General features: G+C 63.9%; 22 protein-coding genes and 1 pseudogene. 13 read left to right on the top strand and 10 right to left on the bottom strand.

The genetic code is table 11. The annotated features are described in order from the left end of the window. Position 1 precedes the first annotated feature (1 nt). The gene (locus RAD15_RS36490) at positions 2-862 is read left to right on the top strand and encodes a PCC domain-containing protein (RefSeq protein ID WP_458183562.1); all 861 of its coding nucleotides are present in this window, start codon (positions 2-4) and stop codon (positions 860-862) included. Between the two features lie 13 nt (positions 863-875). Here RAD15_RS36490 and RAD15_RS36485 read toward each other — a convergent pair whose 3' ends face one another. Beyond that, entirely contained in the window at positions 876-2,945 is a 2,070-nt protein-coding gene (locus tag RAD15_RS36485) for a DUF1217 domain-containing protein (protein WP_458183561.1), read from the bottom strand. Between the two features lie 274 nt (positions 2,946-3,219). Between RAD15_RS36485 and RAD15_RS36480 the strand changes: the two genes are divergently transcribed. The 4 genes from RAD15_RS36480 to RAD15_RS36465 all read left to right on the top strand — a co-directional run bounded on the left by RAD15_RS36480 (position 3,220) and on the right by RAD15_RS36465 (position 6,886). After that, positions 3,220-3,987, top strand: coding sequence for an AAA family ATPase (locus RAD15_RS36480; RefSeq protein WP_458183560.1), 768 nt, complete (start codon positions 3,220-3,222; stop codon positions 3,985-3,987). A 950-nt stretch (positions 3,988-4,937) separates the two neighbouring features. Next, positions 4,938-5,519 carry an SRPBCC family protein gene (locus tag RAD15_RS36475; protein WP_458183559.1) on the top strand — a complete coding sequence of 194 codons (582 nt, stop codon included), beginning with the start codon at positions 4,938-4,940 and terminating at the stop codon, positions 5,517-5,519. Positions 5,520-5,521: 2 nt separating this feature from the next. Then, positions 5,522-6,475, top strand: a complete 954-nt coding sequence (locus RAD15_RS36470; RefSeq protein ID WP_458183558.1) for a YVTN family beta-propeller repeat protein — start codon at positions 5,522-5,524, stop codon at positions 6,473-6,475. Between the two features lie 186 nt (positions 6,476-6,661). After that, complete coding sequence (locus tag RAD15_RS36465) at positions 6,662-6,886, top strand: hypothetical protein (protein WP_458183557.1); 225 nt, start codon at positions 6,662-6,664, stop codon at positions 6,884-6,886. A 98-nt stretch (positions 6,887-6,984) separates the two neighbouring features. On the opposite strand, the gene RAD15_RS36460 is transcribed toward RAD15_RS36465, so the two are convergent. The 6 genes from RAD15_RS36460 to RAD15_RS36435 form a co-directional block, all read right to left on the bottom strand. Then, a complete protein-coding gene (locus RAD15_RS36460) occupies positions 6,985-7,911 on the bottom strand; it encodes a nucleoside hydrolase (protein ID WP_458183556.1) in 927 nt (308 codons plus the stop codon). Positions 7,912-7,946: 35 nt separating this feature from the next. Continuing rightward, a complete protein-coding gene (locus RAD15_RS36455) occupies positions 7,947-8,588 on the bottom strand; it encodes an HAD-IA family hydrolase (RefSeq protein WP_458183555.1) in 642 nt (213 codons plus the stop codon). Positions 8,589-8,606: 18 nt separating this feature from the next. Next, entirely contained in the window at positions 8,607-9,170 is a 564-nt protein-coding gene (locus RAD15_RS36450) for a DinB family protein (protein ID WP_458183554.1), read from the bottom strand. A 136-nt stretch (positions 9,171-9,306) separates the two neighbouring features. Further along, positions 9,307-12,282 carry an excinuclease ABC subunit UvrA gene (gene uvrA, locus RAD15_RS36445; RefSeq protein ID WP_458183553.1) on the bottom strand — a complete coding sequence of 992 codons (2,976 nt, stop codon included), beginning with the start codon at positions 12,280-12,282 and terminating at the stop codon, positions 9,307-9,309. A 289-nt stretch (positions 12,283-12,571) separates the two neighbouring features. Then, entirely contained in the window at positions 12,572-13,255 is a 684-nt protein-coding gene (locus tag RAD15_RS36440; RefSeq protein WP_458183552.1) for an outer membrane protein, read from the bottom strand. A gap of 236 nt (positions 13,256-13,491) precedes the next feature. After that, positions 13,492-14,259 carry an outer membrane protein gene (locus tag RAD15_RS36435; RefSeq protein ID WP_458183551.1) on the bottom strand — a complete coding sequence of 256 codons (768 nt, stop codon included), beginning with the start codon at positions 14,257-14,259 and terminating at the stop codon, positions 13,492-13,494. Between the two features lie 451 nt (positions 14,260-14,710). Between RAD15_RS36435 and RAD15_RS36430 the strand changes: the two genes are divergently transcribed. Further along, positions 14,711-15,208: a single-stranded DNA-binding protein gene (locus RAD15_RS36430; protein WP_018317913.1), complete on the top strand. Its 498-nt coding sequence runs from the start codon at positions 14,711-14,713 to the stop codon at positions 15,206-15,208. On the opposite strand, the gene RAD15_RS36425 is transcribed toward RAD15_RS36430, so the two are convergent. Then, positions 15,205-15,549, bottom strand: a complete 345-nt coding sequence (locus tag RAD15_RS36425) for a low molecular weight protein tyrosine phosphatase family protein (RefSeq protein ID WP_458183550.1) — start codon at positions 15,547-15,549, stop codon at positions 15,205-15,207. The genes RAD15_RS36430 and RAD15_RS36425 overlap by 4 nt on opposite strands. A 272-nt stretch (positions 15,550-15,821) precedes the next feature. Between RAD15_RS36425 and RAD15_RS36420 the strand changes: the two are divergent. The 3 genes and pseudogenes from RAD15_RS36420 to RAD15_RS36410 all read left to right on the top strand — a co-directional run bounded on the left by RAD15_RS36420 (position 15,822) and on the right by RAD15_RS36410 (position 19,962). Next, a pseudogene (locus RAD15_RS36420) lies at positions 15,822-16,220 on the top strand (DUF2306 domain-containing protein). Positions 16,221-16,388: 168 nt separating this feature from the next. Beyond that, entirely contained in the window at positions 16,389-19,154 is a 2,766-nt protein-coding gene (gyrA, locus tag RAD15_RS36415) for a DNA gyrase subunit A (RefSeq protein ID WP_458183549.1), read from the top strand. A 19-nt stretch (positions 19,155-19,173) separates the two neighbouring features. Next, positions 19,174-19,962 (top strand): substrate-binding domain-containing protein, encoded by a 789-nt coding sequence (locus RAD15_RS36410; RefSeq protein ID WP_458183548.1) that lies wholly within the window; start codon positions 19,174-19,176, stop codon positions 19,960-19,962. 50 nt (positions 19,963-20,012) lie between these two features. On the opposite strand, the gene RAD15_RS36405 is transcribed toward RAD15_RS36410, so the two are convergent. Next, entirely contained in the window at positions 20,013-21,866 is a 1,854-nt protein-coding gene (locus tag RAD15_RS36405; RefSeq protein WP_458183625.1) for a potassium transporter Kup, read from the bottom strand. 194 nt (positions 21,867-22,060) lie between these two features. After that, the gene (locus RAD15_RS36400) at positions 22,061-22,318 is read right to left on the bottom strand and encodes a hypothetical protein (RefSeq protein ID WP_458183547.1); all 258 of its coding nucleotides are present in this window, start codon (positions 22,316-22,318) and stop codon (positions 22,061-22,063) included. A gap of 261 nt (positions 22,319-22,579) precedes the next feature. Here RAD15_RS36400 and coaD point away from each other — a divergent pair, with 261 nt between their 5' ends. From coaD to RAD15_RS36380, 4 genes are read left to right on the top strand one after another with little or no spacing between them, the layout of a single operon-like run. After that, positions 22,580-23,077, top strand: coding sequence for a pantetheine-phosphate adenylyltransferase (coaD, locus tag RAD15_RS36395; RefSeq protein WP_458183546.1), 498 nt, complete (start codon positions 22,580-22,582; stop codon positions 23,075-23,077). Between the two features lie 36 nt (positions 23,078-23,113). After that, entirely contained in the window at positions 23,114-23,677 is a 564-nt protein-coding gene (locus RAD15_RS36390; protein WP_458183545.1) for a peptidylprolyl isomerase, read from the top strand. A gap of 9 nt (positions 23,678-23,686) precedes the next feature. After that, a complete protein-coding gene (locus RAD15_RS36385; protein ID WP_458183544.1) occupies positions 23,687-24,100 on the top strand; it encodes a hypothetical protein in 414 nt (137 codons plus the stop codon). Further along, positions 24,097-24,561 (top strand): peptidylprolyl isomerase, encoded by a 465-nt coding sequence (locus RAD15_RS36380; RefSeq protein WP_458183543.1) that lies wholly within the window; start codon positions 24,097-24,099, stop codon positions 24,559-24,561. The genes RAD15_RS36385 and RAD15_RS36380 overlap by 4 nt, the downstream gene beginning before the upstream one ends. The last annotated feature ends 65 nt before the right edge of the window (positions 24,562-24,626 follow it).

Here is a 24,626-nt window from a genome sequence, read left to right as displayed (position 1 = left end):
CATGCGCAGCATCAAGCAGCCGGGCGCCGCCGTCGCCGAACGCATCCAGTGGGTGGAGGTGAGGGGACGCGCCTTCGCGTTCACGCTTCAAGCAGGTTTGCCGCTGCTGGAAGCTGCGCGCCGCGGCTTTGCGGCCGAGGGATTTGCCGGCGGCGTGCTGAACTTCCAGAGCGGGGCGCTCGGACCGTTCGCCTATGTCATGCCGGCGCTGTCGAAGACCGGCGAGAATGCCGCGTTCTACAGCGACACGTATCGACCCGAAGGCGTGACGCACACCAGGCTCGGCAGCATGACGCTCGGCAGGCGCGACGGCGCGCCGTTCTTTCATTGCCACGCGCTGTGGACGGAGGCGGACGGCAAAGCCAGCGGCGGCCATATGATGCCGGACGAGACCATCGTCGCGGAGCCGTTCGAGGTCGAGGCCTTTGGTGTTGATGGTGCGACGTTCACCGCCGATGTCGATCCCGAGACGAATTTCAAGCTGTTCGGGCCGGTGGCGACTGCCAGCACCGGCTCGCGCACCACGAGCCGCGCTTTTGCATTGCGGCTGCGGCCCAATCAGGATTTTGCCGGCTGCCTCGAGGAGTTTTGCCGCGCGCACGGCATCGCGCGCGCGAAGATTCATGGCGGCGTCGGCTCGACCATCGGCGCGCGCTTCACCCATGGCGGCGTGACCGAGCCGTTCGCCACGGAGCTCGCGATAACGGCGGGAGCGATCGCGCCCGGCTCGTCCGGCGCGCTGGAAGCCGCGCTCGACGTTGCTCTGATCGACTACACCGGAGGCATTGCGGAGGGCCGTCTGATCCGTGGCGACAATCCAGTGCTGATGACCATGGAACTGGTGCTCGAGGTGTTGGGCTAGTAGCGGCGCGCGATCATCGGGGGCTGGAGCGTAGCTTGGCAATGGCCAGGAAGGTGGACTCACTGAACCCTGAGCTCGATCCCTGGAACAGGTTGAGCAAGGGAGATTGACCCTGTCCGGTGGTCTGGCTGTTCCTGACGTCATACATGGCGGAGAAACGGTTCAACAGCTTTTCAACCTTCGCGGGATCGGAGAGATCCTTGATCTTCATGAATTTGTCCACGAACTTGGCCTGCTGATCGATCGGCATCGCGGCCATCGAGTCAGGCAGATTGAAGGTGGTCCTGAACACCTCCGAGAGCGCCTTGTCGGCGAGGATGTCGTATGCGGACGTGATCTCTCCCGCCTTCCGCTGGAAGTATAGCGCCAGGCGCACGCCGGGATTCGTATCGCCCTGCTGCTGCTCAAGGCTTTGCTGGAGATAGTTCGCCTGTGTTTCCCGGAATTGGTCCTGCTTCTGGGGACCTATCATCGCAAGGCGTGCGACGTTGCCCTTGCTGTCGAAATTGAACGACGCCGCGATTTCGGCAAAGCGCGGATCGCTCTCGGTGTTTGCGAAGCTCTTTGGATTATTCAGATCGGACGCGAAGATCTTCTTGAGATAGTCGGTGCTGACCTTCTTGGGATCCAAACCCTTGGCGACGAGAATGAAATCGACCATCTTCCGGTTCGCAAGCAGCTCGGAGACACTTCCGATTCCTGCGATGGCTTCCTGATAGGATACCGAGTCTTTCTGGGCTTGTTCCCGAACTGCTTTCTGCTGCTCAGGGCTTGCCAATTTCAGCGCTGCAACGACGTAGTCTTTCGCGATCTGGAGGACTTTAGCCGGGTCCTGAGCCACCAAGGGGGTTGTGAGATTCCCCTTTGCGTCGAAGTTGAAGGCCTTTGCGAGCTCGACGTATCGATCGTCCTTGAGCGTATAGACGTAGCTCTTGGGATCGCTGAGATCGCTTTCGAGGACAGCCTTGAGGGTAGCTTCCGAGACCTCTTTGGGATCGAGGCCGACGGCGCCCAGCGCAAAATCACGTACGGCCGGCGTCGATACGAACGCCTGGACTGACTTGATGTTGAGGATGGCGTTTCTGAACAGCGTGCGTGCCAGGGCTTCGCTCAGTGGGCTTGCTGCGGCATAGACGTCGGACTTGCTGTCATCGAATGCTTGTTTCGTGAGCGTGACATTTGCCGCGGTCTGCGCGGACTGGCCCGGCGGAAGGGACCCGTCAGGCGAAAACTCGAACGCGCCGGCCAAGTCTACGAAGTCACCTATCGTCGCTATCTGGTCGCCGAGGCTGGATACGCTCTTCGTGTATGATTCCAGGTGATATTTTTCGACCAGGATCTGGATGTTGAGCTGATTCACGTCGGCGCCCGGTTGCGAGAGCTGGGCCGTGTAGTCGGCGATCTTCGTATTGGTGGCGCTCACGTCCGATTTGGCTTGAGCGAGTTGAGCGTTGAGGCCCGGCAACTGAGACGCGAAAGTGGTGTTGACATAGCTGTTCGGATCGGATGGATCGCTGCGCAAGGCCTGACTTATCGTGTCACGCGGCCACTTGCTTTCGTCGATCCCGAATGCCGAATTGACGTAGTTCCGAAGGCGATCGTCGTTTAGGAGCTGGTCTGCACTGGTTATATTGCCGATCTGGGCGCTGTAGTAACTTGAGGCGTCGGTAAGCGCATCGACCTGGTTCTTCTTGGTCGCCGTATACAGGCCGATCATCTCGTCGGTCTGGTCCTCCGATTGCGCAACCGGCGTTGCGCCGCCACTGAAGGAGAATGCTGCGGCAAACTCCCGGTAGCGCTTGTCGACCAGCTTGTTGACGAAGCTCTTTGCGTCGGAGAGGTCGCTCTCCAGCACCTTTCTCATGAAAGCCTTGGCGTAGGCCATGTCTTCCAGGCCATATGCTTTCGTTGCATAATGATAAAGGCGATAATCCTTCATCAAATCGTCGACGGTTTTCACCTTGCCGATGTTGGCTTTGTAATAGGCTGCCTCTCGCGCCACGTCCGCTTGCTGCTCGACCCGCGTCAGGGACTGCTTGAGATGGTGCGCGATGTAGTTGTAACTGAAATACGTTGTCACCATCGCGCATTCCTCGCGGCTCTACGGTCCCGGACTTCCGTCAATCATTGCCGGGGTCGCGAGGTGGGGGCCGGCGTCATGCCAGCAGACTCTCTCACAGCTGCGTTTTCTCGGGGCTAGTCTGGCCGCAATCGTAGATTTCGATTTGTGATCAGGTAACGCACGCCGTGTTTGTTGCTATTTGTTGCTGTATGTTTCTCAGACGCAGCTTTCGCGAAGATTGTGTTCCTGATATGTTCCGGTCAAAAGGTCGATCGGAATGAGTTGAAAGCCTGGCATGAGCCGAAGAAGCGGTCGAACGATCAACCTGCCGGCGCCTTACCTGAAACGGGTCTGGCTCGACCCGTCGCACGTCCACGATCGCGAGGCTTATCCGTTTTGCTTGCCCATCTTTCCCGATGATTTCGAGCTCAACTTCGAGGCCGCCATCACGATCATCGTCGGAGAGAACGGCACCGGCAAGTCGACGATCCTCGAGGGCATTGCGGCGCTCGCCGGCTACGACGACGCCGGTGGCGGCAAGGGCTACATGCCCGTCGACCACTCCGAAGCGCGGGAGAAGATGGGAGGACAACTCTCCAAAGCCTTGCGGGCAAGCTGGCTGCCGAAGATCACCAATGGCTGGTTTTTCCGCGCCGAGAGTTTCTTCTCGGTAGCGCGATATCTCGACAAGGCTGCACGAGATGCCGGTCAGGTCGGCCCGGATTTCCTGTCGCATTCCCATGGCGAGGGCTTCCTGCGCTTCTTCGAGGAGCGCTGCCGGCGCCAGGGCATCTTCATCTTCGACGAGCCGGAATCGGCACTTTCGCCGGCGCGCCAGATCGAATTCCTGAAGCTGCTGCGACGCATGGAAGAGTCCCGCATCTGCCAGGTCATCATGGCAACCCATTCGCCGATGCTGATGGCCTATCCCAACGCGCGGCTGCTGCGGCTGGGGAAATACGGGCTTGAGCCAACGACGGTGGAAGAGACGGATCATTACCGGCTGATGCGGGAGTTCTGCGACGATCCGCGCGGATTCGTGGAGGCGGCGCTGGCGGAGTAGGTGAGGGTCGCGATCGACGCCCACACTCGTGTCCCGGACAAGCTGCAACGCGTGAGCGTTGCGGCGCAGAGCCGGGACCCAGAAGCCGCGCACGTTGCTGCTGCATGGGCCCCGGCTCTGCAGCGCACCGCACCGGACGATGCTTCGCATCGCCGGGGGCGATGCGCTGCGTCCGGGGCACGAGAGCCCGAATTCATCGCGCATTGCTACCCAGACCATATGCACGGTCTCGCATTCTCGCGGCACATCGTGCCCGAGCTTTGCTTCAGTTGCCGCCCTCAGAAGTGCCGAGGGCGCAGGGAAGGCAGGGTGCCGGCTGGCACCCGCGGTCCACTGTGCGAAAATTGCGCTACGAGAAGCTGCACAGCGGCGTACAGGTGAAGCCAAACATCCGGCCTTCCCTGCGCAGTGGTTTGACGGCTTATGTCGTGCTCTCCCCGGGGAGCGATGCACTATTGCCCCCGTCGCCTTGCGGATGGCTGATGCGCGGACCCGGTTGGGCCGCAGCAATCACCACAAGACTTGGCGCACAGACCCCGGGCGCCAGGACCACACGATTTTGCCGTACGCTGGCTGCACCGGTCGTATGCGCGACGGCTTTGCTCACGGAGTGACCCGCCCTGCAAACCACCTTCGCGCCGACGCCGCCTGCGTCCACCACGTCCCATCCCGCGTGTCGTGACGATCGCGATGCGCCCCTCGGCCCGGGCTGGGATGGCTTTCTATACGATATTCCGAAATTCGCATAAAGAGAATTATTTTCACATGGCGGCGTTGACCCTCCCATCGGTGTTTTGCCCGCCGGGTGGCGCAAGGGGATGTGGAGGCCCGCAAGGGCTCCGCCGCAAGCGCGCCACGAACCGGTCTCCCCTCGGCCCCAAAATGCGCTAGGATGAGCCCAGCGCGCGCCCCAAGTCGCGCGCGATCAACGAGACGTATGAGGAAACGAGATGAGGGTGACGATTGGACGGCGCACGGCGATGGCTGCGGTGCTGACGGCTGCGGGCGCGGCGGCTTTGACGGTGGCGTTTGCGCCGGCCTTCACACCAGCCTGGGCGCATGGGCCGACCCGGCAGAAGGTGCGCGAATCTATCGAGATCAATGCGGCCCCGGCCAAGGTGTGGGTCGTGATGGGCAATTTCCAGGACATGAGCTGGCTTCCGCCTGTGACCAAGACCGAGGGCGAGAAGGGCAACGAGGTCGGCGCGACGCGGAAGCTGACCCTCACCGGGGGCGCCACGGTGGATGAGGAGCTCTACAAGTTCGACGCCGCCGCGATGACCTATTCCTACCGGATCACCGCCGTGGACGTGAAAGTGCTGCCGGTGACCAACTATTCCTCGACGTTGACGGTGACGCCGAGTGCCGACGGCAAGGGCTCGACGCTGGAATGGGCCGGCGCCTTCTACCGCGGCTTTCCCAACAACGATCCGCCGCCGGAGTTGAGCGACGAGGCCGCCAAGACGGCGGTGAGCGGGCTCTACAAGGCCGGCCTCGAGGCGCTGAAGAAGAAGATCGAGAGCGGAAGCTGACCGTGCGGGCGCTGGTTCTGGCGGCGCTCGCCGCCAGCCTTTGCGCTGCCAGTCTCGGTCGGTCGTCCGCCGAAGAGGCATTCGTCACCAACCAGCTCAGCGACGATCTGATGGTCGTGGATCTTGCCACCGCGCATGCGGTGGCAACCATCCCGGTCGGCGGCAAGCCGGCCGGAATCGCCGTCAGCGCGGACGGCCGCTTTGCCTATGTGACGAGCCCCGACGCCAAGGCGGTGACGGTGGTGGACGCCGCAGCACGGCAGGTCTCGGGGCGCATCGAGGTCGGCGGCGGGCCGCTCGGCATTGCCGTCGCCCCCGACGGCAAGACGGTCTATGTGGCGGACTGGTACGCGGCGGCGGTGCGGGTGATCGATACCGGCTCGCGGAGCGTTATCGCCAGCATCGCGGTTGGCGCTTCGCCTTCGGGGTTGGCAGTGACCCCCGACGGCAGGCTGCTGCTCTCGGCGGACCGCGACGACGACAGCGTCTCTGTGGTGGATACCGCGACGCGCCAGCGCAAGGCGACGATCAAGGTCGGCACCCGCCCGTTCGGCGTCACCATCGATGCCGAGGGCAAGCGCGCCTACACCGCCAATGTCGGCTCCAACGACGTCTCCGTGATCGACATTGCCGCGGGTACCGAAATCGGCCGGGTGCCGGTCGGGATGCGCCCCTATGCGGTGGCACTGACGCAGGGCCGCGGCTTCGTCACCGATCAGTATGGCGGCACCGTCAGCGTGTTCGATGTCGCGACCTTGAAGCCGGTGAAGCGCATCAATGTCGGCGACTATCCCGAGGGCATCAATGCGACCGCCGACGGCAAGCGCGTGATCGTCGCCTGCTGGGAGAGCAACACGCTCGATATCATCGACGCGACCGAGCTGAAGGTGATCGGCGAGGTCAAGACCGGCGACGGTCCGCGCGCATTCGGGGCGTTCTTGCGCAGGACGGAGTAGGGGGCGGTCGTAGCCCCTTCGTAGCCCGCACGAGCGCAGCGACATGCGGGACAGAGCCCGCCTCGTCCACCGGCGCTCCCGGATATCGCTGCGCTCATCCGGGCTACGACATGGCGATCGAACCGGATGTCCGCTTGAACCGACAGATGCTATCCGGGATTGCGGCAGGAAACGGAGACGTTTGCGATGGAAAAGTGGGTCGAGCTTGCGGTGTCGTGGTTGCCGTTTCTTGTTCTGATCGGGCTGTGGTTCTGGTTCTCGCGGCGGGCCGGAATGCAGGCGCGCGGCAAGTCAGGCGTGACCATGATCGAGCTCTACGAACAGCAGGTCACCGAGACCCGGCGGATGAACGGCTTTTTGGAGCGGATCGCGCAGTCGCTGGAGAAACACGAGCCGTCGCGCGGCAACTAGCGTGTCGTGCGTAGGGTGGGCAAAGGCGCAACGCGCCGTGCCCACCATCTCTCCGCGATCACGGCACGGAATGGTGGGCACGCTTCGCTTTGCCCAACCTACGGCACTTTCGACGCGGCGAAGTCGCGCAGCTTCACGAAAAAATCCTTCAGGATCGCGTTGCGGTCCACATAGGTCACGTAGCGGATCGGATGCCGCCGGCGGTCCGCACTCCAGGTCATCTGATCGGTGAGAACCGGGGCCGGGATGATCACGCTCGGCGCCCACGCGGGATTGAGCAGCCAGCCGACCGGCGCCATGTCCCAGATCTCCTTGGCCCAGCCCATGTGATCGGACGAATATTCCTTGAAGCGCATGGCGAGGAACGCGCCGATGCTGCCGTGCGGCTCGACATAGCGCTCGATCTCCGGCACCGTCGAGTGCAGGCGCGAGGTGACGCCCCGGCACGGCACGAGAACGAGCGGCACACCGCTGTCGAGCAGCACCTGCGCGCCGCCGACATCCTGCTTGAGGTTGAACTCGATGGTATCGGGCCATTCCAGCGCATGGCCGCCGAGCCAGACCACCACGACGCGGTCGATGATGTCAGGAGCTCTAAGCAGCGCCGAAGCAACATTGCTGATGGCGCCGATGGCGATGACGTAGAGCGGATTGTCGGGCGAGCCCGCGCGCGCCCGGGCCACGAGGTCGTCGACAGCGGGCGCCGCCTGCGCCGTCTTGGCCGGACCGACATAGTCGGTGACGCCGCGGTGAACCAGGCCTTCCGGCGCGACGCCAAGGCGCTCCAGCAGGCGAAGGATTTCCTGATAGCTCAGCTCCATGCCGTGGCCGGGACTGTCCGCGCGCGCATTGAAGAACGGCGCGGCGTAGATCGCCTCGACGTCAAAACGCTCCGGCGACAGCAGCATCTGCACCAGCGCGAACTGGTCGTCGATCTCGTTGTAAGTGTCGGTGTCGAGCACGACGCGCAACCGGCCCTCCGGTGGCTCCAGGAGTTTGAGGCGGGCTGCATCCGTGAGTGTCATCGACGTCTCCCTGGGCCGTGCGCGGCGATTGCGGATCAGGCTCTCAGCGGAATCCGGCAGACCACCTCGGCAATCTCCTCCATCTGCGCGAACATGTGATCCGGCGCAAGCGCCTGCAATGCCGCCGGCGCCGCATAACCCCAGCTGACCGCGCCGCAGGCAATCCCCACGGCGTGCGCCGCTTCGATGTCGCGGACCTCATCGCCGATCGCGATGACCTTGCCCGGCTCGACGCCGGCGCGCCGGATGACGCGGCGGAATTTCGCGGGCTTGCCGAATATCGACGCCGAGCAGTCGAAATGCGCAAACAGCGCCGCGGCCTCGCCAAGCTTCTCGCGTGCATTGGCCTCGCTGTCCGAGGTCACCAGTGCGAGCTGCACGTCGTTGTCAGCCAGCGTCCGTAGCATCGCCTCGACGCCCGCAAACAGCGAAATCTCGCTGGCTGCCTCCGCCTTCAGCCGCCGCGCATGCCGCGCGATCGCCGGCAGCTTCCACAAGGGCACCTCGAGGTCGCTGAGGATCTCACGCGTCGAAGCATGCCGCAGCCCCTCGACGTCCTCATCCCGGACCCGGCGAAAGCCGAAGCGGTCGGCGACGTCGTTGATGGTGCGCAGGAACCACGGAAAGCTGTCGGCGAGGGTGCCGTCGAGGTCGAAGATGGCGAGGGCGTAGGGCATGGAGGCGAAGTTATACCCCTACGACTTCCAGACGGTCTGCTCAGACCATCCGAGTTCGCTAAACTCGGCGGCCCGGAGCGGGGCTTCTCCCTCGGCAAAGAACTCATCGAGCTGAGGCGGGGCGACTGATGTCTCGGACAGCATGGCGTGCGCCTGCCCGCGATGGTGGATCTGATGCTGGAAGAGATGCATGAGGAGCCGGTCGCACCGCTCGGTCTGCACCTGCGTGTCGCGATTGATCTTCACGATGTCATCGAGCAGCGCGGGCGTCAGCGTATCGCAGAAGGTGATCAGCCGCTTGTCGATCGCAGCTTGCGCGGGCTTCAGCGCGGTTAGGGAAGGGTACGGCACCTCGTTTTTCCAGGCCGCCGGTCCGAGCCAACCACCCTCAAGCGCATCGATATAGAAGAGATCGATGACATGGATGTGGTTCAGGGTGCGTTGCAGGCTCGGGAAGAAGCCGGTGCGGTGGGCTTCGAATTCAGCCTGGGACAGCGCGTCGCAAGCTGAGAGCAGCCGATGGTTGGCCCAGGCGTTGTTGTAGGCGAATGCGCGGTAGGTTTGGACGAGGCTAGCGGACATAGCGGCTCTCCCTTGCAGCCGGTCGCCTGTAGCCCGCATGAGCGAAGCGATATGCGGGGCTGGTGATTGCCTCACGAGTGGTCCCGGATGTCGCTTCGCTCATCCGGGCTACGCTGACCCAACGCAGTCCAATGATTTACTCCGCCGCCTCGCTCGTGCTCCTTCGCTTCGGCTTCCTTGCCTTCTTCAGCACCGGCTCCAGGAATTTGCCGGTGTAGCTCCGCGGCGCCTTGGCGATGTCTTCCGGCGGGCCCCAGGCGACGATCTCGCCGCCGCCGTCGCCGCCTTCGGGGCCGAGGTCGATGACCCAGTCTGCGGTCTTGATGACTTCGAGATTGTGCTCGATGACGACGACCGTGTTGCCCTGCGCCACCAGCTCGTGCAGCACCTCCAGGAGCTTCTTGACGTCGTGGAAGTGCAGGCCGGTGGTGGGCTCATCGAGGATGTAGAGCGTGCGGCCGGTGGCACGCTTCGACAGCTCCTTGGCGAGCTTGACGCGTTGGGCTTCGCCGCCCGACAGCGTGGTGGCCTGCTGGCCGACATGGATGTAGTCGAGGCCGACGCGGTGCAGGGTCTGGAACGTCTCACGCACGCGCGGCACCGCCTTGAAGAACTCGGCGGCCTCCTCGACGGTCATGTCGAGCACGTCGGCGATGGACTTGCCCTTGAACAGGACCTCCAGCGTCTCGCGGTTGTAGCGCTTGCCCTTGCAGACGTCGCAGGTGACGTAGACGTCGGGCAGGAAGTGCATCTCGATCTTGATGACGCCGTCGCCCTGGCACGCCTCGCAGCGGCCGCCCTTGACGTTGAAGGAGAAGCGGCCCGGCTCGTAGCCGCGCGCCTTGGCTTCGGGGAGCCCTGCGAACCATTCGCGGATCGGCGTGAAGGCGCCGGTGTAGGTCGCGGGATTGGAGCGCGGGGTGCGGCCGATCGGCGACTGGTCGATGTCGATGATCTTGTCGATATGCTCGAGGCCTTCGATGCGGTCGTGCGGCGCGGCGCCTTCGCTGGCGCCGTTCAGCTTGCGCGCGATGGACTTGTAGAGCGTGTCGATCAGGAGCGTCGACTTGCCGCCGCCGGAGACGCCGGTGACGGCGGTGAACAGGCCGAGCGGAATCTCGGCGGTGACGTTCTTGAGGTTATTGCCGCGCGCGTTCACCACCTTGATGGTGCGGCGATGGTTCGGCGGGCGCCGCTCCGGCACCTCGACCTCGAGCTCGCCGGTGAGATACTTGCCGGTCAGCGATTTCGGGTTGCGCATGATCTCGGCGGGCGTGCCTTCGGCGACGATGTGGCCGCCATGCATGCCGGCGCCGGGACCGATATCGAGCACGTAATCGGCAAGGCGAATGGCGTCCTCGTCATGCTCGACCACGACCACGGTGTTGCCGAGGTCGCGAAGGCGCTTCAGCGTATCGAGCAGGCGCGCATTGTCGCGCTGGTGAAGGCCGATCGAGGGCTCGTCCAGCACGTAGAGCACGCCCGTCAGGCCCGAGCCGATCTGCGAGGCCAGGCGAATGCGCTGGCTCTCGCCGCCGGACAACGTGCCGGAGGAGCGGGAGAGCGTGAGGTAGTTGAGGCCGACGTCGAGCAGGAAGGTCAGGCGCTCGCGGATTTCTTTCAGGATACGTCCGGCAATCTCGTTCTGCTGCGCGTTCAGAGCCGCCGGCACGGTCTCGAACCACTCGCCGGCCTTCCTGACCGACATCTCCGAGATCTCGCCGATGTGCCTGGTGCCGATCTTGACGCAGAGCGCCTCGGGCTTGAGCCGAAAACCCTTGCAGCCCTCGCAGGGCACGTCGTGGAAATACTTTGCCAGCTCTTCGCGCGCCCACTCGCTCTCGGTCTCGCGGTAGCGGCGGTTGATGTTGGTGATGACGCCCTCGAACGGCTTCTTGGTGTCGTAGGAGCGCACCCCGTCCTCGTAGGAGAACTTGATCTCGTCCTCGCCGGAGCCATGGAGGATCGCGGTCTGTGTCTTCTTCGGCAGATCCTTCCATTTGGTGGTCAGCGTGAACTTGTAGTGCTTGCCGAGCGCCGTCAGCGTCTGCGTGTAATAGGGCGATGACGACTTGGCCCAGGGCGCGATCGCGCCCTTGCCGATGGCGAGCTCCTTGTCGGGGATGACGAGGTCCTCGTCGACATGCTGCTCGACGCCGAGGCCGCCGCAGGCCGGGCAGGCGCCGTAGGGATTATTGAAGGAGAACAGCCGCGGCTCGACCTCGGGGATGGTGAAGCCGGAGACCGGGCAGGCGAATTTTTCCGAGAACAGGATGCGCTCGGGCCCGCTCTTGTCATGGATCTTTGCGGTCTTCTTCTTTTCTTCGGCGGGCGCAGCCGCCGGCGCGTCGGCGAACTCGACGACGGCGAGGCCTTCGGCGAGCTTCAGTGCGGTCTCAAAACTCTCGGCGAGGCGCTGGCCGATGTCGGCGCGCACCACGATGCGGTCGACGACGACGTCGATGTCGTGCGGGAATTTCTTGTCCAGCGTCGGCGCTTCCGCCAGCTCATGGAAGGTGCCGTCGATCTTGACGCGCTGAAAGCCTTTCTTGAGCCATTCGGCGAGTTCTTTCCGGTACTCGCCCTTGCGGCCGCGCACGACCGGCGCGAGCAGATAGAGACGCGTGCCCTCGGGCAGCGCCAGCACGCGGTCGACCATCTGCGAGACGGTCTGGCTCTCGATCGGCAGGCCGGTGGCCGGCGAGTAGGGCACGCCGACGCGCGCCCAGAGCAGGCGCATGTAGTCGTAGATCTCGGTGACGGTGCCGACGGTGGAGCGCGGGTTCTTCGAGGTCGTCTTCTGCTCGATCGAGATCGCCGGCGACAGGCCGTCGATCTGGTCGACGTCGGGCTTCTGCATCATCTCCAGGAACTGGCGCGCATAGGCCGACAGCGATTCGACGTAGCGGCGCTGGCCCTCGGCGTAGATGGTGTCGAAGGCGAGCGAGGATTTGCCGGAGCCGGAGAGGCCGGTGAACACCACCAGCTTGTCGCGGGGAATCTCGACGTCGATGTTCTTGAGGTTGTGCTCGCGCGCGCCACGGATCGTAATTGCGCGCAGGCTCGAGCCCGCGTTCTGTTGTTGGCGCTTCGCCTTGATCACTTCATCCATCCGAGTTGCCCTCAAGGAAGCCCAAAGGTGCGCGATCGCGCCAACAAAAAAGGCGCGCTTCGCCCGGAACCGGGATCGGCGCCGATGGGTATGGCAGCGAACGTAGGAAGAACGGAGACGGATTTCCAGAGGGAGTTGCGAATCGTCAACGGAATGTTGGCGCGCTGGCGGCATCTGGCAGCAGCGGCCCTTTGGAGGACTGCACGGGAGGTGCCCCCAAAAACAAAAAGGCCGGCGCGAGGCCGGCCTTTCGTGACGATGTAACGTCGGTAGCGATCAGTACTTGAACTCAGTACTTGGCAACAACCGGGGCGCCGAAGTGATAGTTCACGCCGACCTGCACGGTGTGGAAGTTGAGCGTGCCGGGGTTCACCGGAGCGCCGATACCCGAGAAATAGGTTTCGCCGCCGAGGCTGCGATAGAGGTACTCGCCCTTGACCGACCACTGCGGAGCGAAGAACGCCTCGACGCCGGCGCCGACGGTCCAGCCGGAGTGCCACTTGCTGTCGGAGACGGTCACGCCGAGCGCGCTGACGCTGAGCTTGTTGTCGATCCAGGCGTAACCACCGGTGCCGTAGAACAGCACGTTGTTGACGGCCCAGCCGATGCGGCCGCGGACGGTGCCGAGCGCGTCGGTCTTGGAGCTGGTGGTGACGGGAATGCCGAGAACCGCAACGGTCGCCGAGGCGCTGACGTCAGCCCAGGAACCATCGGCCTCGAGGCCGAACACGACGTTGCCGGTCTGCCAGTTGTAGCCGGCGGTGCCGCCGACGAAGCCACCCTTCATCTTCGGGTCGCCCGAAGCGTTTTCCCAGGCGCCGCCACCGACGATACCGAGGTAGAAGCCGGTCCAGTTGTAGACCGAGGCCACAGCCACCGGAGCCTTGGTGTAAGGGCGAGCCGCGAGATCAGCCGCCGAAGCGGGGGCAGCCAGAGCGAACAAACAGGCCGAAGCCAACAAAACCTTCTTCATTTTCAATCTAATCCCAGTCCCAGTTTCTGTTGTTGCCTTCCGCAATCGGGAAAGACAGCGGACGCCGTAGTCCAGCTGACGTCGTGCTTACACCAGCAAAGCCGCAAGTTGTGTCTCCGAAAAGCCACAACAGCCCGAAAATGGTGCAATTGCTGCCCTGTTATTCCCAGGGGAGCTCGAAAACGACAAGGCCGGCTCCAGGCCGGCCTTTCGATTTCCTAATGATATCAGGACGTTCAGTACCTGCCGATGAGCGGGCCGCCCCAGCGATAGTTGACCCGGATCAGGGCGATATCGACGTCCTGGCTGATGCGCTCGGAGCGTGTAACCGCACCGAGCGGTCCGGCGAGGAAGTTGCCGGAGCCGGTGAAATTGAGGGTGCGGTTGCCGAGGAAGATGTGGTCGTATTCGAAGCCCACCGTCCAGTTCGGCGCAAATCCGAACTCGATCCCGGCACCCACCGTGCCGCCCCAACGGGTTTCGCTGGTCCGGTCGAATTCGAGGCCGGTTGCGACGTCATAGCCGCGGTAGCGGTCGCCGACGACGGCGCCGCCGCCCTTCACGTAGAACAGCACGTTGTTCCAGGCGTAACCGACCTGGCCGGTGATCAGACCGAACGAGTCGATCTTCGAGCGATTGCGCAGGCCGGTCACCGCGCTGATATTGTCGCCGGAGAAATCGGCCCAGTTGCCCTGGCCTTCGAGGCCGAACACCCAACTGGCCGACTGCCAGCGATAGCCGACCTGACCGCCGACGGTGCCGCCGACCGCATTGTGGCAGCCTTCGCCGACCAGAACCCCGGCAGCGCCGACGAAGTCCCAGCACTTGTGGCTGGTCCCGCCACCGCCGTTGATGCCGATGTAGAAGCCGCTCCAGTCGTAGATGGTCGCGACCATCGGCGCCGGAGCCTTGGTGTAGGGACGCGCAGCCATATCCGCCGCGCTTGCGGGAGCCGACAGGCTCAACGCCATTGCACCGATTGCACCAATCAAAATCTTATTCATTGCAGTCTCCCCAGTTTCGTCCGCTTCTTGAAAATCCCCGAAGCGGTTGATCAGGCGCGACGCCCATATGAACTTAATTCCGAGGCAACCGTAGTCCCTGGGGAGCGCAGAGTCCGTCTCTGAAATGCCACACTCGCCAGCCGGCTGAAGTGGCCATAACTTGATGAATGTTAAGCGATTTTGGACGTTTTCGGGAACCCGGAATGGTTCCATCCAGCCGGTGTCCTTTAGCGGCAGATCGGCCCGATCGCGCCAGCACATTCGACGCCGTTCCGGATAAGAACAAATCTGGAACAACACCGGTATCGATGCTATATGTGGGGATAACCTGAGGGGTAACGGGCTGATCAGCCCTCGCAAGCGTATAGGGTCCCTCAACAGGGGCGCAGCGGATCGCGGGGAGCGGGCCCGGCCTTTTGAAATTCAGTGGCATTCGGAGTGGAGAGCGGCGATGGCGGGAAGCGTCAACAAGGTCATTCTGGTTGGAAATCTCGGCAAGGATCCTGAAATCCGCCGCACCCAGGACGGGCGGCCGATCGCCAATCTGAGCATCGCGACGTCGGAGACCTGGCGCGACAAGAACAGCGGCGAGCGCAAGGAAAAGACCGAGTGGCACCGCGTCGTGATCTTCAATGAAGGGCTCTGCAAGGTCGCCGAACAGTACCTGAAGAAGGGCGCCAAGGTTTACATCGAGGGCGCACTCCAGACCCGCAAATGGACCGATCAGAGCGGCGTCGAGAAGTACTCCACCGAGGTTGTCCTCCAGGGCTTCAACTCGACGCTGACGATGCTCGACGGTCGCGGTGGCGGCGGGGGAGGCGGCAGCTTCGGCGACGAGCCGGGCGGCGATTTCGGCTCCTCTGGTCCGGTCAGCAGCGCGCCGCGCCGTCCCGTCGCCGCTGGCGGCGGTGGCCGCAACAGCGATATGGACGACGATATCCCGTTCTAAGATTGAGAGGGGCCGGGTCGGGACAGGAAACGGCCAACTCGGCTTTCCAGCATCCGGACCAAGACTGGATCCATGAACTCGTAATCGTCGGGAATGTCGAGGCAGATGACCCGCTTGCCATTCAGGCTGGATCGGAATTTCCGGTTCAGCCTGTTGAGGTGGGCCTTCTCCATGACGAAGATGATGTCGGCCCATTCGACCTGTTCGGCAGACAGCAGCACGTCCGCGCCGTTCGAGATGCCGGCCGAGTCGGTCTCGATCCCCGGCCATGTCGAAAAGACTTGCTCGGCGGTCGGGCTGCGGAGGCGGTTGGCGCTACAGACAAACAGGACGTTGGTCACTCGTCGCTCCAGGAGAACCGGGTACATACACAGCTTCTGATCGCCGGCGGAATTGACGACATCTCCGTTTTGAGCCGGCCGGAGCGTTCGGTCCTCGGATCAGTCTGCTCGTGTGAAAGGGCAGGATTCCTTACCAATTAGCGGCTAGCGCTGGCTTTTCCGGGCTTTGCCTCATGCGTTGCCTGAGCTTTTGACGACGCTCGATGTGAATGTCATTAACTTTATGTTAATCCTATTCACATGGTCGGTTCCCGCCGGCTGGGATGTCCCGCATGAGCCTCGCCCCACTGTTTGACGCCGCTCCCGCGATCCTTCTGCACGCCTTTGCGGCCATGGCCGCCTTCGCCCTGGGCCTCGTGCAGTTCGCCGCTCCCAAGGGCACGCTGCCGCATCGGACCGTCGGGGTGGATCTGGGTCGCCCTGATGGTGCTGGTGGCCGCCTCGTCATTCTGGATCCACCAGATCCGGCTGGTGGGCCGTTCAGCCCGATCCATCTGCTCTCGATCTTCACGCTCGTCGTGCTGCCGCTCGCGGTGTGGCGGGCACACACCCATCGCGTCGCCGATCACCGGCGGATGATGATCCTGCTGTTCGCCGGCGCCCTGGTGGTGGCGGGGCTGTTCACGCTGGTGCCCGGACGTATCATGCATCGGATGATTTTCGGGGGCTGACGGGCCGTTTCCGGCAGGCCATTTCGAGGTCGCTCAAGATGGCGGCGCGGAGTGCGTAAGTCTCTGGAAAAACAGTCGGAAAAAGCGCTTCCCTTGGCCTTGCAAGGGTGGTTATCAGGCCCCCGATGCGCTATATGATTCCCAGATAAAATCTCACCGGATTCCCCTTTGGCTGACGACGACAACAAGCCCGGCGACCAGCCGGCGCAACCCTCGGACATTCGCCCCGTCTCCATCTTCGAGGAGATGAAAAAGTCCTATCTCGACTACGCCATGAGCGTGATCGTGGCGCGCGCGCTGCCTGATGCCCGTGACGGTCTGAAGCCGGTGCATCGCCGCATCCTGTACTCGATGAACGAGCAGGGGCACACGCCCGACAAGAAATACGTCAAGTCCGCCCGCGTGGTCGGTGACGTCATCGGTAAGTATCACCCGCACGGCGACCAGTCGATTTACGACGCCATGGTCCGCATGGCGCAGGACTTCTCGATGCGCGTGCCGCTAATCGACGGCCAGGGCAATTTCGGCTCGGTCGACGGCGATCCCCCGGCTGCCTATCGTTACACCGAAGCGCGCCTGACGAAGGCGGCGCTGGCGCTGTTGGCCGACATCGACAAGGACACCGTCGACTTCCAGCCGAACTACGACAACAACGAGACCGAACCGTCGGTCCTGCCGGCCAAGTTCCCGAATCTTCTCGTCAACGGCGCCGGCGGCATCGCGGTCGGCATGGCGACCAACATCCCGCCGCACAATCTCGGCGAGGTCATCGACGCCTGCGTTGCGCTGATCGACAACCCCGCGCTCACCATCGACGAGCTGATCAACATCGTGCCGGGGCCGGATTTCCCGACCGGCGGCGTCATTCTCGGACGGCAGGGCATCCGTTCCGCCTATCACCTCGGCCGCGGCTCGATCGTCATGCGCGGCAAGGTCGCGATCGAGACCATCCGCAAGGAGCGCGAGGCGATCATCGTCACCGAGATCCCCTACCAGGTGAACAAGGCGACGATGGTCGAGCGCATCGCCGAACTGGTCAAGGAAAAGAAGATCGAGGGCATCGGCGATTTGCGCGATGAATCCGATCGCGACGGCTACCGCGTCGTCATCGAGTTGAAGCGCGACGCCGTGCCGGACGTGGTGCTGAACCAGCTGTACAGGTTCACGCCGCTGCAGACGAGCTTCGGCGTCAACATGGTTGCGCTCGACAGCGGCCGTCCGCGGATCATGCATCTGAAGGACCTGCTGGCGATCTTCGTCGACTTCCGTGAACGGGTCGTCACGCGTCGCACCAAGTACCTGCTCGCCAAGGCGCGCGATCGCGCGCACATCCTGGTCGGTCTGGCGATCGCGGTTGCCAATATCGACGAGATGATCCGCGTCATCCGGACCTCGCCCGACCCGACCACCGCGCGCGACACCCTGATGTCGCGCGACTGGCCGGCCCGGGATGTCGAGGACATGCTGACGCTGATCGACGATCCCCGTCACCGCATCAGCGAGGACGGCACGATCCGGTTGTCGATGGAGCAGGCGAGGGCCATTCTCGATCTGCGCCTTCAGCGCCTCACCGCACTCGGCCGTGACGAAATCCGCGACGAGCTCGACAAGCTCGCCGGCGAGATCGCCGACTATCTCGATATCCTGCGCTCGCGCGAGCGCGTGCTGGGCATCATCAAGACCGAGCTTGCCGAGGTGAAGGCCGAGTTCGCCACGCCGCGCCGCACCGTCATCATCGAGCAGGAAGGCGAGGTCGAGGACGAGGACCTGATCCAGCGCGAGGACATGGTGGTCACCGTCTCGCACGCCGGCTACGTCAAGCGGGTGCCGCTGTCGGCCTACCGGGCGCAGCGCCGCGGCGGCAAGGGCCGCGCCGGCATGCAGACCCGCGACGAGGACTTTGTCTCGCGCCTGTTCGTGGCCTCCACGCATACGCCGGTGCTGTTCTTCTCGTCGCGCGGGCAGGTCTACAAAGAGAAGGTCTGGCGTCTGCCGATGGCCGCGCCGAACGCGCGCGGCAAGGCTCTGATCAACATCCTGCCGCTGGAGCAGGGCGAGCGCATCACCACCATCATGCCGCTGCCCGAGGATGAATCGACCTGGGGTAACCTCGACGTCATGTTTGCCACCACCGGCGGCAATGTCCGCCGCAACAAGCTGTCCGACTTCGTCGATGTCCGCCGCTCCGGCATCATCGCCATGAAGCTCGACGAGAACGAAGCCATCGTCGACGTGCAGATCTGCACCGAGCGCGACGACGTGCTGCTGACTACGGCCGCCGGCCAGTGCATTCGCTTCAGAGTCAGTGACCCTCGACCTGATAAGGATGGCGAGATCAAAGAGCACGGTGTTCGGGTCTTCGGTGGTCGAACCTCGATGGGCGTTCGAGGCATCTCGCTTGAAGATGACAAGGTCATCTCAATGTCGATTTTACGTCATGTCGAGACCACGTCGGACGAGCGCTCGGCCTATCTGAAGATGCGCCGCGCGGTGGCCGGCGAGGCCGCGGCCGAGGAGCCCGCTGCGGATGACGCGGAAGAGACTTCCGGCAGCTTCCAGCTTGCCCAGGAGCGCTATATCGAGATGTCGGCGCAGGAGCAGGTCGTGCTGACCGTCTCCGTCAACGGCTATGGCAAGCGGACCTCGTCCTACGAGTACCGCACCACGGGCCGCGGCGGCAAAGGCATCGTCGCCATGAGCGTCAACAACCGCAACGGCAACCTTGTCGCGTCCTTCCCCGTGGAGGATGCGGATCAAATCATGCTGGTGACCGACAAGGGGCAGCTGATCCGCTGCCCGGTCGAAGGCATCCGCATCGCCGGCCGCTCGACGCAAGGTGTCATCGTGTTCGACACAGCCGAGGACGAGCACGTCGTCTCGGTCGAGCACATCACGGAAGAGGCGGAGAGCGGCAACGGGGCGAATGGGGAGTAATCCATTGGGGAGCACTCTCGTGCCGCGATATGTCGCTGTCCTGCTTGCCGTCCTGGTCAATGTCGCTCTGGCGACGGGCGCGGCGGCCGCTGACGTCAAGGTGATGATCTCGGCCGGGTTCTTCGCCGTGTACCAGGAGCTTGGGCCCGCCTTCGAGAAGTCCACGGGCCACAAGCTCATCACCACGCGCGGGCCTTCGGTCGGCGATTCACCGGAAGCGATTCCGACGCGCCTGTCGCGCGGCGAAGAGGCCGACGTGGTGATCATGGATGGCGTCGGCGTCGATCTGCTGGACCAGCGCGATCTGAGCCGACAGGGCAGTCGGATGCCGCTCGCGGAATCCTTCATCGGCGTTGTGGTGCGGGCAGGGCAACCCCAGCCCGACATCAGCACGATCGACGCGCTGCGCAAGACGCTGCTCGCGGCAAAGTCGATTGCCTATTCGGACAGCTCCAGCGGCACCTATCTGTCGACCGTCGGATTCAAGAAGCTCGGCATTGCCGACGACATCTCCGGCAAGACGCGCAAGGTGCGCGGTCCGCCTTCAGGCGAGCCCGTGGCGGCCGTCGTCGCCCGCGGAGAGGCCGAAATCGGTTTCCAGCAGGTCCCGGAACTGATCCACGTGCCGGGGATCGATTTCGTGGGCACGGTGCCGGCTGAGATCCAGCCGCCGACGCTCTTTGTCGGCGCCTTGCCCAAGAACTCACAACAGGCTGAGGCCGCAATCGCCCTGCTGCGCTTCCTGTCCTCTGCCGATGCAGCGGCCGTCATCACGAAAGCCGGAATGAGGCCATTGCCGCCGGGTTGAAGGCTGTAGCCCGGATTACGCTTGCGCTCCATCCAGGCTACACGCTTTCACTAGATTTCCAGCTCCGTCCCGAACTCCACGACCTGCTTGGTCGGCACGCCGAAGAACGCGGCGGAACGTTCGGCGTTGCGCTGGAGGAAGGCGAACAGGCCTTCGCGCCAGACCCACATGCCCGGGACGTCCTCGCGCGGGATGATGGTCTCGCGGCCGACGTAATAGGTGATGTCGGAGAGGTCGATGCCGGGCAGCTTGCCCTGGCGGCAGACGAGAGTCAGTCCTTCATAGATCGTCGGGTTCTGCATGAAGCCGTAATGCAGGATCACGCGGGTGATGCCGGGAATGATCTCGATCACCTCTGCGCGCTCCTCGTCGGGAATGTGCGGAGCTTCCTCGATCAGCACGGTGACCAGCAGCACGCGTTCGTGCAGCACGCGGTTGTGCTTGACGAACTGGGTCAGCGCCAGCGGCACGCCGCGCGCTGCAGATGCCAGGAACACGGCGGTCCCGGGCAGCCGCGCGCTGCACTTGTTGACCGCGGTCTCGATCAGGTCCTCCTCGGGCTGGCGCAGCCGCGCCCGTGCCGCCTCGACCAGCTTCACGCCGGCGCGCCAGGTCAGCATCATGAAGGCAACGACGGCCGCGAGGAGCAGCGGAAACCAGCCGCCCTCGAACAGCTTGACCGAATTGGCCGAGAAGAAGATCACGTCGATGACGAAGAAGAAGCCATTCACGGCAACCACCAGCCAGGGCGAATAGCCCCACTGGATCGCCACCAGCGCGGCGAGCAGCGTCGTGATCGCCATCAGGAGCGACACGGCGATGCCGTAGGCGCCGGCAAGCGCGTCGGATGTGCCAAAGCTCAGGACCGCCCCCAGCGTCGCCGCGGCCAGCAGCCAGTTGACCAGCGGCACGTAGATCTGACCGATCGCATCGCTCGTGGTGTGGCGGATCTGCATGCGGGGCAGGAAGCCGAGCTGGATCGACTGCTGCGTCAGCGAGAACACGCCGGAGATGATCGCCTGCGATGCGATCACGGTCGCCACCGCCGAGAACGCGACCAGCGGATAGTGCAGGGCGTCGGGACAGAGCTGGAAGAACGGATTGTCGATCATCGTGGGATCGGTGATCAAGAGCGCGGCCTGACCGAAATAGTTCAGCACCAGCGCGGGCAGGCAGATCGCGAACCAGGCCAGCCGGATCGGCAGGCGGCCGAAATGCCCCATGTCGGCATACATGGCCTCACCGCCGGTCACCGCGAGGAAGGCCGCGCCGAGGATTCCGAAGGAGATGTGAAAGTCCTGGTGGATCAGGAATTCGAAGGCGTAGAGCGGGCTGAGCGCCGCCAGCACGCCCGGCGCCTTGACGATGCCGTGGATGCCGAGCGCCGCGAGCACCCCGAACCAGGCCAGCATCACCGGTCCGAAGATGCGGCCGATGAAGCCGGTGCCCTGCTTCTGCATCATGAACAGGCCGACCAGGATGGCGATGGTCACCGGCACCACGGCCGGCGCGAGCGAGGGGGCGTCGACCTTGAGACCCTCGATGGCTGAGAGCACCGAGATGGCCGGCGTGATCGCGCCGTCGCCATAAAGCAGCGCGGCCCCGACGAGGCCGACCACCAGCAGATGCGCCCGCCAGGTGCCGGGCTGGGCGTTGCGGGCATGGAGCAGCGCCAGCAGCGCGACGATGCCGCCTTCGCCGCGGTTGTCCGCGCGCAGGATCAACAGCGCATATTTCAGCGAGATGATCAGCAGCAGGGCCCAGAGGATCAGCGAGACAACCCCCAGGACAGCCTCCGGGGTTACTGTCGCACCATGGGCGGCAGCCTTGGCGGCTTCCTTCAGGGCATAGAGGGGGCTGGTACCGATATCGCCATAGACCACCCCGAGGGCGCCCATGGTCATAGCAAGCGGCAGCGGATCAGGATGGTGGCCGGAAGCGACTGCGGGCGTACTGGACAAAGGCAACCCCCCGATGGGATCGCGCCCGACGGGACATTCCGGCGGGCGCGAGCATCACGCAGTCTGCGACGAGACGTCGCAAATATCTACGGGTTTATATTCGGGGGAGTTACCTGACGCGAAGCTGACAGATCCGACTACGGGGTGCGGTCGGCGGTGACGAGGCGAGCCTCCCGGACATTCGCCTTGGTGCCGGCCTTGCGCAGGCAGGATGCCTCGAAATTCGGCCAGGCCTGCTGCGAGCAGTCCTTGCCGATGGTGCGGATGTCGAACCGGTCGCTCTTGGCCAGCGGCTGCGGCACGCTGGCCTCGACGGTCGGTGCAAAGCCGGGCAGGAGGGTGAGGGCGGCAGCAACGCACGCAGAGATGGCAATCGCCGAAAGAGCCTTGATCATTGACAGTCCCCTGTGATGCGGCCGCCTGCGCCAGGTGAGCGGCCCGTCATTCGTTGGCCGGATTAGTAACCATGGCCAGTTTCCGGACGTCTTCGCCGACATGGGAAATGGTTTCGTTCGCCGTGCTCTTTGTTTCGTGGCCGCCCGCAGGACGAAACAATTCGGGCGATTCCGACATGGTCCGGCGGAAAAACCGGCAAGAAACTGACACGGAACCTGCCCGGCTTGCCGGGCCGGGCCGGGCGCGGTAGGACGTGGCCCATGCCGCGCATTGCCTTCTACCCAGGTTCCTTCGACCCCATCACCAACGGCCATCTGGACGTGGTCCGGCACAGCGTTTCCCTGTGCGACAGGCTCGTTGTCGCGATTGGCGTCCACCCGGGCAAGAAGCCGCTGTTCTCGACCGACGAGCGGCTGAAGATGCTCCATGACGTCTGCGATCCGGTGGCGACCCAGGCCGGCTGCGTGCTCGAAGCCGTGACGTTTGACGATCTGTCGGTGACCGCAGCGCGCAAGCACGGTGCGACGATGATGATTCGGGGCCTGCGCGACGGCACCGACCTCGACTACGAGATGCAGCTTGCCGGCATGAACGAGGCCATGGCGCCCGAGGTGCATACGGTCTTCCTGCCGGCCTCTCCCATGGTCCGCCCGATCACCGCCACTTTGGTGCGCCAGATCGCCGCCATGGGCGGGGACGTCTCGACGTTCGTTCCGCCGCTGGTTGCGGCACAGCTCAAGACAAAATTCGCCGGCTGACGGCGCGCTTCCTCTCTCATCTGATCCGGAGTTGTCATGATCCGAATTCTCGCAGTTCTTGCCGCGCTTCTGTTCGCGGTGCCGGCGGTGGCCCAGCAATTGCCGGCCAACCTCGACAAGGCCAACGCCATCGTCATCGACACCACCAAGGGCCGCATCGTCATCAAGCTCAGGACTGATCTGGCGCCGCAGCACGCCGAGCGCATCAAGCAGCTCGCGCGCGAGGGCTATTACAACAACGTGCCGTTCCATCGCGTCATGGACGGTTTCATGGCGCAGACCGGCGACGGCGAGAAATTCAACGGCACCGGCGGCTCGAAATATCCGAACCTGAAGCAGGAATTCTCCAAGGTGCATTTTGCGCGCGGCATCGTCGGCATGGCCCGGCGCGGCGACAGCGTCGACACCGCGAACTCGCAATTCTTCATCATGTTCGCGGACGGCGGCAGCCTCGACAACCAGTACACCGTGATCGGCGAGGTCGTGCAGGGCATGGACGTCGTCGACAAGCTGAAGAAGGCGCCGCCCGGATCGGGCAGCGGCACCGTGACCGATCCCGACAAGATGGTGAAGGTGCAGGTCGCTTCCGACATCAAATAGGAGAGCACGATGGCGCGCCGTGGCGAAAAGCTCCTGGTAGCCGCCGCGGCGCTCCTGCTTGCCACCTCCGGCGCCGCTGGGCAGACGCCTGACCGGGTTAACACCATCCGCGACGTTGCCGTGCGGCTCTACAGTTGCTGGAGGCCGCCGCCGCCCTCCCGGGCCCGCCCACTCGACATCACCGTCGCCGTGAGCTTTACCCGGGACGGAAACATTCTGGGCCATCCGAAGATTACCTATGAGTCCGCGGAGGCCTCCGACAATGACCGGCTCCAGTACCGGATCGCGGTGATGGAGGCATTGCAACGCTGCACGCCGATGCCATTTACCGATGCAATGGGCGGCGCCGTTGCGGGGCATCCATTCAAGGTCCCATTCCACGGCCGGAAGACTTCACCTCCAACCCAAGAGAGACGAGCATGAGCGCCACCGAAAACACCCTGATCCTCGAGACCACGCAGGGCCCCGTCACCATCGAGATGCGGCCTGACCTCGCGCCCGGCCATGTCGCGCGCATCAAGGAGTTGGTCCGCGAGGGCTTCTACGACGGCATCGTGTTCCATCGCGTGATCGAGGGCTTCATGGCCCAGACCGGCTGCCCGCACGGCACCGGCACCGGCGGCTCCGGCAAGAAGCTGAAGGCCGAGTTCAACAAGGAGCCGCATGTGCGCGGTACCACCTCGATGGCGCGCGCCGCGAGCCCCGATTCCGGCGACAGCCAGTTCTTCATCTGCTTCGACGACGCCCGCTTCCTCGACAACCAGTACACGGTGTGGGGCAAGGTCACCGAGGGCATGGAGAACGTCGACAAGATCAAGCGCGGCGAGCCGGTGCAGAACCCCGACAAGATCGTCAAGGCGCGGATGGCCGCGGACAAGGAATAGTCACCCGTCATTCCGGGGCGTGTTGCGACAAAATCGACGCACGATGTCGATTTTGCGCAGACAGC

It is taken from the genome of Bradyrhizobium sp. 14AA, assembly GCF_054185205.1.
Note: the sequence above shows the minus strand (reverse complement) of the source record. Positions and strands in the feature narration are given on the sequence as shown.